Raw genomic sequence first — 13,090 nt, 5'->3', positions numbered from 1 at the left:
GGGCCGCTGACAAACGCAAAATATAAATCCGGCGTTAATAGGACAGATTTACCCTTGCTATGAAAAGCTTAGTTGCTAACACAATCATTTTCTGCTGCTTAACTGTAATTACAAGCCACATTGCAACCGCGCAATTGTATTCTTCGGCCGAACTGGACAAGAAGTATGCGATGGTTCTCCAAAATCCCGGAGTTCAGATCGAGTCGACCGAGGCGATCAATAAGTTGTATAATTACCAGTTTTACGAGGCAGATGCGGAGTTCCGGTGGCTCAAATACCGGTACCCGAAGCACCCTATGCCCCATTTTCTGATGGGTCTGGCCGAATGGTGGAAAATTGTACCGAATACGGAAAACGAAGCCTATGACAAAACCTTCCTTGCGCAAATGGATTCGACCATTACGCTGGCTGAGGAGCTGTATGACGACCAGGAAAATAAAATAGAACCGGCATTCTTTCTCGCTGCCGCATACGCATTCAAAGGCAGGCTCTACGCCGAGCGCGAAAGCTGGGCGAAAGCGGCATTTGCGGGGAAAAAGTCATTGAAGTATTTCGAACAATGCAAGGGTAATGGTGACCTCTCGCCTGAGTTGCTGTTTGGCGACGGGCTGTATAACTATTACGCCGAATGGGTCCCGAAAGAATATCCGATCCTGAAACCGGTCCTGGCACTCTTCCCAAAAGGAAACAAAAGGCTCGGCGAGCAGCAGCTGGAAAAGGTGGGGAACAATGCATTTTACACGCGTGTGGAGGCCCGCTATTTTCTCTTGCAGATTTACAGCATGGAAAACGAGTACAGCAAGGCTTACGAAATGGCTAAATATATGTGGCAAACCTATCCGAACAATCCGTATTTCGAGCGGTATTTTTGCCGGACTGCCTTTGTTACCGGAAAAATGGCGGAAGCGGAGCAAGCGGCACAGAATATTATTACAAAAATTAGTCAGGGAATGCCTGGTTATGAAGGAGTAAGCGGCCGTAATGCCGCTTATGTGCTGGCCTATTACAATATGAACTACCACCGCAATTACGACGCGGCGAGCGAGTATTATAAGAAAGCGATCGATTATTCAACGCAAACCAATTCGATGAATGCGGGCTATTATGTTTCCTCGCTGATCGGATTAGGAAAAATTGCGGAGCAAAAAAAGGATTATGACGAGGCGCTGCGCTACTACAAACTCGCCGATGACCGCGCGGATAAAAAATCCAGCCAGGACAAAGAGGCGAAGGCCGCGATCGCGAATTTGAAGAAGATGAAACGTGAGCAACGGAGAAGGCGTTAGGAGGCGCGTACTTGCTTGATGCTTCGACTTCGCTCAGCATGACACTAGTGTCACCCTGAGCGAAGTCGAAGGGCTTTGTGAGATGTTCCTTATTTCTTCAATTCCGCATAATGTTTGAAAAACAACGGAATCGTTTCGATCCCTTTATAGTAATTGAACAACCCGTAGCTCTCGTTCGGCGAATGCAGGGCATCGATATCAAGGCCGAAACCCATCAGGATGCTCTTGCAGCCTAGTTCCTGTTCGAAAAGTGCTACGATCGGGATGCTTCCTCCGCCGCGGGTCGGAATCGGCTTTTTGCCAAATGATTCTTCCATTGCCAGCTCCGCCGCACGGTATTCCACCGAATCTGTTGGCGTCACGTAGGGCAAACCGCCGTGGTGGGGTACTACTTTCACTTTCACAGAAGCCGGTGCGATGGATTCGAAATGCTTTGTGAAGATTTCGCATATTTCGTCGTCGTTCTGGTCGGGTACGAGGCGCATGGAGATTTTGGCGCTCGCTTTGGACGGGAGTACTGTCTTGGCCCCTTCGCCTATGTAGCCGCCCCAGATTCCATTTACGTCCAATGTCGGGCGAACGGATGTTCTTTCGATGGTGGTATAGCCTCTTTCGCCGGCTACGTCGTCGATAGCGAGATCCTTTTTATATTCTTCCAGATCAAACGGCGCGGCATTCAGAGCGGCACGCTCGGAGGTGCTCAGGTCCTGAACTTTGTCGTAGAACCCTGGAATGGTAATGTGGCCGTTTTCGTCTTTTAGTGAGGCGATCATTTCGCATAGCACATTGATAGGGTTGGCGACGCCGCCGCCGTACACGCCGGAATGTAAATCGCGGTTGGCTCCGACTACTTCCACTTCAACATATGTCAGTCCGCGAAGGCCGGTTTCGATCGACGGAACGTCATTTGCAATAATACTCGTGTCGGAAATAAGGATCGTATCGCATTGCAGCATTTCCTTGTGTTTCCGGACAAATGTCCCAAGGTTGGAGGACCCTATCTCTTCTTCCCCTTCAATCATCACCTTCACATTACACGCAAGCGTGCCTGTTGCAAGCATGATTTCGAGGGCTTTAATATGCATATAAAACTGCCCCTTGTCGTCGCAGGCGCCGCGTGCGTAAATGCGGTCGTTTTTGATGATTGGTTCAAACGGGGGAGAGTTCCATAGTTCGTAAGGATCGGCCGGCTGAACATCGTAATGGCCATACACGAGCACGGTAGGCAGGGCAGGATCAACGATCTTTTCGCCGTAGACAACCGGATGGCCCTCGGTTTCATAGATTTCAGCACGGTCGGCACCGGCTTCGGCGATGCGGTCGCGCACATATTCCGCGGCTTTAAGCATGTCGGGCTTGAACTTCGAATCGGCGCTTACCGACGGAATGCGGAGCAGGTCGAGCAGTTCATTTAAAAACCGGTCGCGGTTTTTTTCAATATATTCTTGCATTGAATGGTTGTTTTTAGTCTTAACTGAATCGGCGGTCAAGTTAAAAAAATAACCCCTAAGGTTGTGCCTCAGGGGTTGGGATTAACAGGGTTAGATTACGAATATCAGCTCCGGGCTTTCGATTTAGCGAAGATGTTCACTCGGTTTTCGTTGCCTTTGAGCAATCGGCCAATGTTTTTCTGGTGTGTAAAAACAACGAGGATAAACATCGTAAAGCCAAAAACAACAAGTAGCGGCTCGGGATGCCCGAAGACGCCCATCCACGAAAGTACCGGGAATGCCAACGTCGCGAGGATCGAGCTCAGTGATACGTATTGAGATGCAATTAGTGTCAGAATAAATATAGTAATGCAGACGGACGCAAGCTCGGGGTGAATGGCCAATACCATTCCGAGCAGTGTGGCAATGCCTTTGCCGCCTTTGAAATTCACAAAAATGGGGAAGATGTGACCGATAATAGCGATAATCCCGAAGATGATCTTGTACATCAGGAGTTCGGTCTCACCGATTTCGTTCATGTAGAAAAGCATGGAAGCGAGACAAGTGGCCGTCCAGCCTTTCAGTACGTCGATGAGCATTACAACAGTCCCTGCGCGTTTGCCCAATACCCGAAAAGTGTTGGTGGCACCCGCGTTACCGCTGCCGTGTTTCCTGACATCGATTCCAAAGTACCCAATACCGTACCAGACTGAACTTGGGATGGAACCCAGCAAATAAGCAGCAACAATCGCAACTATTAATAAGGCAATACTCATTTTGTACTATTCAATGATAAATTTAAACTACAAAAAGCTTTTCTCAAAAATACGATAGTTGGAGGATTATGCAAGCTATTGTAGTGCAAAACTAGCAGGATCGATACTATTTTTCAAAAATTAGCAGAAACTATTGCAAATACTGGCAATCACATCAGAATCCTTCTGTGGGTTCTGCTTTTTTCTTCTTTTCTTCTGCTTGGGAGGGAGCCGCCTTCTTCTTCGCAGTTTTCACGAGCTTCGCTTTTTTCAGGGCAGGCTGGTAGAAATCGTCGAAGCGGTTAACAAACATTTCCTTCTCTTCAGTTCCAATGCTTACCAGTGTCATGTCCTTGGATTTCACATTTTTAGACTTCGCAACGATCTCATCATTGAAATCGAGTTGTGATGAAACAACGCCCAGCTCACCCGCCTTGTAGTCGAAATAATACCACACATCGGGCGATGCTTCAATATACAGACTAAACTCATCGCCTTCCACACCGCGGCGGAGTTCCAGCACGCCGGTCATTTGTGCATTGATGTTGTTCCTCCCCAAATGCGACACGCCGATGGGCCCCTGCGAGTAGTATGCATTATGCACGGGTGACCAGTGCAGGTTCACATTAGAAAGCACCATGGGCACATCCAGGGCAGGCGAGGCTTCGAAAATCGGTTTGTAGCCTGCGGCCGTCAGTTTAATGTATGCGTCCGTCGCCTTCGGGCCGATCAGGGCGGATAGCTTTCTGTTCAGTTGATCGGCATCATCGTCGGCGGCAGTGCTGTTTGATTCTGCAAGGTTCGTTTCTACGATTTTTGCCGCTAATGCCGGAGCAATCGGTTCCAATGCCGGCATTTTCATGAGTAGCATTGTGTTGAAACGGAATTTGGAACTATCGACCTGCACTTCCGCGCTGCCGACGGTTTGGAGCCAGTTGGCTTGTATGAGTTTAAATGGTCCCGCGAATGTGGCTAAGCCGGTTTTATCGTCGAAAGACAATGCACTGCCCTCGTCGATAAGGCCGTCGGCGCCTGGTGGCGGGTTCACGCGGAATGCCTTTTTGTCCTCATCGTAGCTGAGGTTACCCTGGGCCTGGTAAATGTCCTCGTCGCCGTCCGAATCCTTGGGTGACAAGAAGCTCATGTACATGCCTTTGGCTTCATTGTAATGCAAGCCCACAGAAAGCGGGATCTCGTGTTCGTTTTTAAGGTCTTTATTAATCTTAATGGAAACCGATTCGCCCGGAGAATCCTGATACACGATCCACGAACTCTGGAAATCCTTCCGGAACTTGATCACGGGCTTCACGAAACCGTCCAGTTTCAGTGACGGCTCGTAAGCTACGAGGTTAATGGCGCCCTTATATTGAATGCGGGGTGAAAGGAACAGGTTCTCCGCTTCCTTAATGTCGGCACGGGCAGTGGTGTAATATTTGATGCCCGCCGCAGCTGGTTTATCCTTCGCCTTACGCTTGCCTTCTTCACCCGAGCCCACTTCCACGAGCTCGAAATTCTGCATTTTAATATTAAATGTGTCCTTCCGCGCGGTAATGTACTGGTAAGTGGCCGAGCCTTCGAAATGGTTGCGGGAATCGATGCGGATGTCGGCGTCGCGCATGCGGTGCGACACGTTCAGGGTGTCGATTTCGATGCGTGCCTTTTTCAACGGAACGATTTTCCCCTTGCTGTCTACGGCTACCATCCCGCCGTCGGGGATGATTTTTACGTCGGCAGTCTGAATGAAAGGTACACCCTTGATGTTCAAAGTCACTTTTGCAATGTCATAAATTGCCTCGGAACCATTGAAAGTCAGTCCTTCCTGATCCTGATCTGTCGAAGTATAGGAAGATGTTTCACCTAAACCCTTCATCAGGATCGTCTTTTTGGCCATGTCCCATTTGGCGCTTCCAATAAGCGTCTGGTACGAAGCGGTAGGGATTTGCATACCAGAAGAATCACTGCCAAAGCCCGACTCGTCGGTCACGAAATTGGCAATGCCGGTTTTAAAGTTGAAATCAACATTGACATTATTACCCGTCAGCAGCTTTTTGGTAGACTTTATATCCCCACTATTGATTGCAAATGCCGATTTATTGGCCAGGAATCCGTCTTTGTTGAACTTGATATCGGGTGAGGTAAGCTCCGAGTCAGCCCTTTTCAGCTTGCCATTGCCATACAAACCGGTCGAGCGCAACAGCAAACTTCCTTCCAGATTCGTCGTACCCTGGTGGAAGGCGAACGACTTGCCGGTGGTGCTGATAAACATACTATCCGCATTGGGATACCATTTCAACTCATAGTCTTTCAACGCAACGGCTGGGAAATAGCCTTTGCCTATGGTGGCCTCCTTGATGCTCGCTACATCGCCGGTGGCCATGAGTGAGTCGGATGTGAGCAAGATATTTTTGGCATTCATCGATGCCGACAGGTATTTCAATACCGCCTTGGAATGCAAGCCGGTATTGTCCATCGTCAGCGTGTCGGTGAACTTGGCCAATGCTTTTCCTTCATACAGTTTCATGTCGGTAACCGGCGGTTTGTAGTCGAAACCGAGCGAGTTATCGGGCATGCTTTTCAGGATCGTCTGAATGGGCGGGAGAATGCCGTTGGAATTAAATGTGCCATCAAAAATCACGTCTCGCTGATCCAGACCGTCCATATCGATCTTGGGAATCTTGAAAAACACTTCTCGCGGGTAAAGTACCGTTCCTCGTTCCGGCTGGTCGAAGTAGACGATCATACCATCCGGCACGACGAGCCTGGGCGATTTTTTAATGCCTTTCTGAATCCCCGATTTGTTTTTCGGGTCGCTGAGGTAGAAAGTCCCGCCTTTTTCGTACTTCACGTGCCCGCCGACTTCGCCTTTCTGTCCTTTGGCAAACTTATCGCGCGGCGTAAACGTGATCGAATCGGACGGTGCCACGTTCACGAAGAACTGGTTATAATCGAATTTGATGTTCTGGCCCCGGAACTGGTAGTTGGATGCCACCATCTGCCCGTTCAGGGTAAAATTGCGGTTTTTGCCGATAATCACCTTTTTGTCGGATGGAACGGCATATATTTTCAGCGAATCGCTGACGACGAACCTCGAAACGCCGAGTACTGTAAGCAAAGTATCAGGCATGTAAATCGTAGCATTTGCCACCTCATCGTTAGCCGCAAACTGGCCGCTTACCTGGAAATTGTCGTAATCGGCCTTATCCAGGTTGGCGAGCACGTACATGACGCCCTTTTTACTCAGCCCATATTCATCCGTTTCCTTGTTGTAGATGAAATAATCATCCAGCGCGAGCCTTCGTAACGCATTACGGATGATCGTCGGGTTTTGCTTGAACTTCGTAGCCAACTCTTCGGCCAGGAAAGAAGTCTTTTTGGTGGTCTGGACATAATTGGTGGCCATAATCAGCGGCTGGAAGCCAAACTCCTTGTTGATTTCCCTGAAACGTTCTTTTTTGAAATAATCGAACGATTCCAGTCGCACGGGGACTTCTGTTTTACCGTTGATACGCAAAAACTCTACTTTCTCGGTCGGGAAGCGCCAGCGCATGGCTTGCGACCAGATATTCATTTTGTGGTAGGAATCACGGTAAGGGAGCGGGCCGTAATCGGTTTTATCCATCCGGCCGAGCCTTACCAGCCCTTCGTCATCATTATATTTAAATGTAATACCCGGGTGGATCAACGAGTCGGCGCCCAGCGGCATCGAATACAGCGCAAAATTGGCCGTAAAAACAGAATCCTTCAACGCAAAACGCTTACTGCGCGCCGTAAATGCAGGTTTTTCCTGGTATTTAACCTTGATCGTCGAATACTTATCGTTCAAAGCCGAGCTATACCGGTCCAAACCGATGAGCGAATAGCCGCCATTGTAGTCGATATTTTTACGGGTTTCTTTCAGTTTGGCATCAATATCGTTCGAAACAAATCTGGGATACTGTGCAGGCTGGCCCTTAATGCGTTTGACACCCCGGTATTCCACCGTTCCTTTCACCGGCGCCGCCAGATAATTATCCGAATGCAGGGTACTGTTTTCAGCGACCAGTTTGGGATAGTTTATATTAAAAGAATAGGCGTCGAGATCCGCATAAATGCTTGAATCGCCAGCGGTTTGCCAGGTAAGCTTGCCGTTTTTACCCACAAACACACCGTCACGCAACGATACGCTGCCATTCGCGGGTCCAAAAACGACGGAATCACCCCCTGCTACCATAGCAAATGTGGCATTTTCAAGGTCCATCAGTGGCCCGGCTATCACGGGTAGGGGATTGGATTTTGGTGCGATCACGAAATTGGAATCCACTGGCGTATCCCAACCGTCGTTGGCAGCCTGGTTTTCTTTGGCTACGGAAGTGTCGGCCTTTGCATCGAACCTGTATTTGAAATTTCCGCCAAGCAAATAGAGCGTGTTGTAATTGCTCGCGTACAATTTGTTGCTTTCGGTGATCGGCAAGCTGGTTTGAAGGATCTTTTGGAAGGTCTTGGCGTCGTATTTATCACCCGCATTAGCCGCTACGTCCAGGAAACCGTCGAGCTTGTCGGGGGATTTCTTCGCTATTGCCTGCGTGTTCCGGATCAACAGCGCCAGCAATGGGCCCGCTTTCTGCCCTTTTGAAACCTGCGTTTTAACAATCCCGATAAATTTCGCCTGCTGCTGCGCATTAATTCCCGACATCCAGACGCTATCCAGCTGGGCCGTAGCACGGATGAATTGCGGGTTACGGCTGCCATCCATCATCTTGCGGAGCTGCGGCATGAACTGCGTGGGGTCATCCGATAGTTTGACGCCCTGTGCCGCAGCATTTTTTCCGATAAAAGTCAGCAGGTAAAGCAGTATAGCAAAGCGAAATATCTTCATGTTTGGTAGCTTTCAGCTTTCAGCAATAGCTAATGGACTATTTGATTTTTTCAAAAACAACGGTTGCCCACTGGTTGCGCGTATTAGACCTGAGCTTTTTCAGTCCGTTTTCCGCGGCGCATTTTTCAATATCGGCCTGGTCGGTCTCATAAAAGCCGCTGGTCACAAGCCAGCCACCCGGTTCCAGGTGTGCAACGTATGCGGGGATTTCAGCCAGCAGGATATTCCGGTTGATATTCGCCAGAACTCCTCCGAAAATTTTCCCCTCCGGCACATCCTGAATTGTTCCCTGAAACACTTCCGAACTGGCCGGTAGCTCATTCATCGCGAAATTTTCGCGGGTGTTCTCTACGGCCCATTCGTCGATATCGAAGCCCAGCAGATGCGATGCGCCCAATTTGTAGGCCAGAATTGCCAGAATTCCCGTCCCGCAACCCACATCCATGATCGAAAGACGTTCATGGGGCAGGTTAAGTTGCTCGTTCATTACCAACCATGTCGTTTCGTGATGGCCTGTGCCGAAAGACATTTTGGGCTGTATCAGCAAATCATATTTAAAAGAGGGATCGGGCTCATGAAACGTTGCCCGCACGCGCACCTGGCCATTCACCTCGATGGGCTCATAGCTTTTTTCCCATTCCTCGTTCCAGTTTCTTCTTTCTAACGATTTCCAGGTTGCCGCTATTGTCGTTAAATCCAGGTATTTGGCTGTAATTGCGGCGATGGCCTCCTCCTTAAATTCCTCTTCCTGAATGTAGGCGAGCAATCCTTCGTCTGTCTCTACAAACGATTCAAATCCCGCCTCTCCCAGTTCCGCCATCAATATCTCCGAAAATTCGGGATCCACTTTCAAGTCCAGTTCGATGTAATTCATTGTAATTGGTTATTAGTAAAAATTGGAAGTGAAGGTGTTGAAAATTTTCAGGAATGCAAGGACGATTAAGCCCGGTATTTTAAAATTGAATTTAAAATTACCGGTATTAATTGAAGTGAAGAGCAATAAAAATGCCCATTAACGTCGGTCAATGGGCTTGAACTATAAAAAAATGTCCTCTTACGGCTTCCTGCGCTTCGCAGCCAGGTCGTGCGCCGTATCATAATACGAGCGCAAATTCATCCAGTCAAAAACATCTGAGATATTCTCGACGCGGTTGCGCTGCATGATGCGGTCGCGGCGTTGCATGCGGACGAATTTGAAAAGGATATCGGCTAGTTGGTCGGCCGCTTGCGAGAAGGTCTGGGATTTGCGGTTGATGACGTAAATGCCCCTGTTTTCATAATCCCGCATGATTTGCATGATATAGTCGCCGAAGCCCGAAAGGTCGCTGGTGACGGTAGGAACGCCCCGCACTACGCATTCAAGCGGCGTGTAGCCCCAGGGTTCGTAATAGCTCGGGAAGACGCCCAAATGGCAGCCTCGTACGAACTGCCCGTAGTCCAGGCCGAACAGCGGGTTGGTCGATGCGATGAAATCGGGGTGGTAAACGATTTTGACACGGTCGCGCTCGTTGTTGACCAGGTTTGCGCGTTTGCAGAAGTCGGTAATGCCGTCTTCCTGTTTGAGATCGTGCGTTACAAATGCGGGAAGGTTGTCGGTTTTCCAGCTCTGGATGGTCCTTCTGAGACGCAGCCGCCAGTACTCATCCACAAATTGGTTCAGGTCGGGCATTTTGTGATCGGCGCCGGATGCGGTGGCGAGGAAAAGCTTTTCGCCGACTTCTTTCTCGATGGCGGTACAAGTTTCCTGCAACTCATTTAGCACCGCACGCGATTGCAAAACATCCGGGTTTACCGATGTATATGGTTGTTTGGTGACGATAAACATCACCACGGTCATATCCATATTTGCCTGCACCATTTTCCAGTTCAGGCGGGCAAGGGCTTCCAGCGTGAGGTCGTAACCCTTGTTGCTGTATTCGTAACGACCCGATGTGAAGAAATAGAGCGTTTTATCCAGATCGAAGGAATAGCTGGGAAAGAAATGCCCCATTACAAACTCGTGGATACGTTCCTTATGCTTCAAATGCAGGTTCTGAAACTCATGCACCGCCTGGAAGCGCACTACATTGAGCCCGTTCGGCGTAACGAGGTCGGGCATGCGGCCAAGGAACACCTCGCATTCGCGGGCGGTCACATCACTCACGGTCGTGAGCACATGCGCGCTGAGCGCGGCCTGGCGTTCGATGGAGCACTGTGCCAGGATACCATAGTTCTTAGCCTCCTGTTCCCAGTCGAAGAATGGGAGTTTGTTATAAAAACCAGAGACATTCTGTGCCAGGTAACGACCGAGCATGGTGGCGTGGGTAGTAAACGTCGTCGCGATCTTGACGTTCTCGCGTTTCAGCTCCGGCAGCCCGCTGCTGGCCATCCATTCGTGGAACTGGGCGAAAATCTCTTCGCGTTTGGCATTCTCATCGGCATATTCTTTCAGGAACATACGTACCAGCTCGCCAAAACAAAGTGTTTGATTGACAAGATGTTCGACGTTGATCGTCGGAATGCGGTTCTTTTCCCAGAGGTTAAATTTGATGGCATCGAGCTGCCCCATAATGCTGTCGACATCGAACAGCACGACCCGGGGCTTGCCAGTTACAAGCCAATAGCCGTAATAAACCGTGAAGCCCATTTCCCGCATTCGTTTAACGATCCGGCCCGCGGGCGAATCGTCAAGGTCGTGAATCTGCTCAAATTCGGAAGACGCTTTTTTTTCGAAATAAGGTCCCAACAAAAAGTAGTTCTCCTCCCATTTCTCGACCATGGCAGGCACTTTGGTCCTTATTACAGTATATATCCCTCCAACTTGATTACAAACCTCCCATGCAACTTCGAACAGGACGTTTTTCTTAGTGGTTTTGACAAATGGTTCCAATCAGGGTACAGTTTAAGCGTTACTAGGGTATTTAAAGGGATTATGCTTCCGGTTATGTCACAAAAATCCTTGTTATTACACAATAAATATGCAGAAAAATAATTCAGAATAACAATACTTGAATTTTTGTTTACTTAGCCGAAAAGCCGGTTTAAAACATCATTCCAGCGATAAAATATAACTAAGTCAAGAAAAGGCCCGTGCTGCCAATTTTCATATGCCGATCCAAATCAAAGCGTTATTGCTCGAAATTAAGACGGTTGTCGGCTAACTTTGTTCCAAAATACGTTACTTTGGTTGGATTAACATTTTGCATTGGTTAGATAGTGAAAAAAATTAAAATTGTTGCGCTTTCCTTTATTGTTATCATGTTTTTACTGGAAAGTTGCATGGCTCAGAGCGCGGAAACGGAGAATAATCTGCCCCCGAAGCGAGAATTTAGAGCGGTCTGGATTGCCACTGTCGACAATATTGATTGGCCAAGCAGCAAAAACCTCCTTCCGGAAGAGCAACAGGAGGAGTTCTCTAGTCTGCTCGATTTTCACAAACGTGTTGGGATGAATGCGGTGTTCGTGCAGGTGCGCGCGGCGGGAGATGCATTCTATGCCAAAAGCCCCGAACCGTGGTCGGAGTGGCTTACAGGCGTGCAGGGCCGGAAACCCGACCCGATGTGGGACCCGCTCGATTTCATGATTGCCGAGGCGCACAAGCGCGGCCTGGAATTTCATGCGTGGCTGAACCTCAACCGCCTGGTGCATAAATCTTCCAAAAGCGTTTCCGCCGAGAATATAAGCAGGCTCCATCCGGAGTGGATTTTAACTTATGACGGTTATAAACTCTTCGATTTCGGTATTCCGGAAGTCCGGAAGTTTATTACCGATATGACGGTCAACGTCGCAAAGAACTATGATGTCGATGGTATCCATTTCGACGACTATTTTTACCCTTACGCTACGCCCGGCCAGGTGATCCAGGATGATGCGACATTCCGTAAGTATTCCGACGGCTACACCAACAAAGCCGACTGGCGCCGTCATAATGTGGATTTATTGGTAAAGCAGATCCACGAAGCACTCGAAGCATTGAACCCACGGCTTAAATTCGGGATCAGCCCGTTCGGGGTATGGCGTAATAAGGATCGCGACGCGGAAGGTTCCAAGACGTTCGGAGCGCTGGCATCCTACGACGATCTTTTTGCAGACAGCCGCCGCTGGGTGAAGGAAGGCTGGATCGATTACATTGCGCCGCAGGTTTATTTCTCATCGGGTTTCAACAGGGTTCCCTACAAGAATTTGGTCGACTGGTGGACCGAGAATCGTTTTGACAGACATTTATATATAGGTATGGGCGCTTACCGCGTCGGGTATAAGGATAAGGACTCGCATTGGTCGAATCCTGCTGAAATACCTAACCAGGTCCGCTATTTCCGTGATAGCGAGGCGGATGGCTCTATTTTTTTTAGTTCAAGATCGTTAAGGGCCAATAGTCTGGGTTTTGTGGATTCGTTGAGAAGGGATCTTTTCAAGTATCCTGCATTGATCCCCACTATGCCGTGGAAGGACCGCGTTCCGCCCTTGTCTCCGAAAAGCCTCAAGGCGACATTGCTTTCCCGCGGGATAGAGCTGACCTGGGAGCAGCCGGACGCTGCCGCCGACGGCGACAAAGCGTGGTATTACGTCATTTACCGCTTCCCTCCCGAGGAGAAGGCCACCGCCCACGACCCGCGCCGTATTCTGGGAATGTGCTATGAAGGCGAAAAATTCGTGGATATGACCGCTGAGTCGGGCAAAAGATATGTATATTATGTTACGGCTGTGGATCGCCTGCACAATGAGAGTCGTCCTATCGGGCCGTTGCGCGTGGAAGTACACGATCAGAAGCTAGTCAGGTTTTAG

The 13,090-nt window shown here is 49.2% G+C and carries 7 protein-coding genes; 2 read left to right on the top strand and 5 right to left on the bottom strand.

Annotated features, from left to right (window positions below; genetic code table 11):
• The first annotated feature begins 59 nt into the window (after positions 1 to 59).
• A complete protein-coding gene (locus IEY24_RS28955) occupies positions 60 to 1,286 on the top strand; it encodes a tetratricopeptide repeat protein (protein WP_188938764.1) in 1,227 nt (408 codons plus the stop codon).
• A gap of 89 nt (positions 1,287 to 1,375) precedes the next feature.
• Here IEY24_RS28955 and IEY24_RS28950 read toward each other — a convergent pair whose 3' ends face one another.
• The 5 genes from IEY24_RS28950 to IEY24_RS28930 form a co-directional block, all read right to left on the bottom strand.
• Complete coding sequence (locus tag IEY24_RS28950) at positions 1,376 to 2,776, bottom strand: dipeptidase (protein WP_262892447.1); 1,401 nt, start codon at positions 2,774 to 2,776, stop codon at positions 1,376 to 1,378.
• Positions 2,777 to 2,841: 65 nt separating this feature from the next.
• Complete coding sequence (plsY, locus tag IEY24_RS28945) at positions 2,842 to 3,492, bottom strand: glycerol-3-phosphate 1-O-acyltransferase PlsY (protein ID WP_188938762.1); 651 nt, start codon at positions 3,490 to 3,492, stop codon at positions 2,842 to 2,844.
• Between the two features lie 154 nt (positions 3,493 to 3,646).
• A complete protein-coding gene (locus tag IEY24_RS28940; RefSeq protein ID WP_188938761.1) occupies positions 3,647 to 8,326 on the bottom strand; it encodes a hypothetical protein in 4,680 nt (1,559 codons plus the stop codon).
• A 37-nt stretch (positions 8,327 to 8,363) separates the two neighbouring features.
• Positions 8,364 to 9,200, bottom strand: a complete 837-nt coding sequence (gene prmA / locus IEY24_RS28935) for a 50S ribosomal protein L11 methyltransferase (RefSeq protein WP_188938760.1) — start codon at positions 9,198 to 9,200, stop codon at positions 8,364 to 8,366.
• 180 nt (positions 9,201 to 9,380) lie between these two features.
• Entirely contained in the window at positions 9,381 to 11,195 is a 1,815-nt protein-coding gene (locus IEY24_RS28930) for a glycosyltransferase (protein ID WP_188938759.1), read from the bottom strand.
• A 389-nt stretch (positions 11,196 to 11,584) separates the two neighbouring features.
• Between IEY24_RS28930 and IEY24_RS28925 the strand changes: the two genes are divergently transcribed.
• On the top strand, positions 11,585 to 13,090 hold the full coding sequence (locus IEY24_RS28925; RefSeq protein ID WP_229223320.1) for a glycoside hydrolase family 10-like protein: 1,506 nt from the start codon (positions 11,585 to 11,587) through the stop codon (positions 13,088 to 13,090).

It is taken from the genome of Dyadobacter endophyticus, from assembly GCF_014641595.1.
GTDB lineage: Bacteria > Bacteroidota > Bacteroidia > Cytophagales > Spirosomataceae > Dyadobacter > Dyadobacter endophyticus.
The sequence above is the reverse complement of the archived record's forward strand: the minus strand, read 5'-3'. Positions and strand labels throughout refer to the sequence as shown.

Coding starts and splice junctions, on each gene's coding strand:
- IEY24_RS28955 (WP_188938764.1), top strand. CDS start 60: ATGAAAAGCTTAGTTGCTAACACAATCATTTTCTGCTGCTTAACTGTA.
- plsY (WP_188938762.1), bottom strand. CDS start 3,492: ATGAGTATTGCCTTATTAATAGTTGCGATTGTTGCTGCTTATTTGCTG.
- IEY24_RS28940 (WP_188938761.1), bottom strand. CDS start 8,326: ATGAAGATATTTCGCTTTGCTATACTGCTTTACCTGCTGACTTTTATC.
- prmA (WP_188938760.1), bottom strand. CDS start 9,200: ATGAATTACATCGAACTGGACTTGAAAGTGGATCCCGAATTTTCGGAG.
- IEY24_RS28925 (WP_229223320.1), top strand. CDS start 11,585: ATGGCTCAGAGCGCGGAAACGGAGAATAATCTGCCCCCGAAGCGAGAA.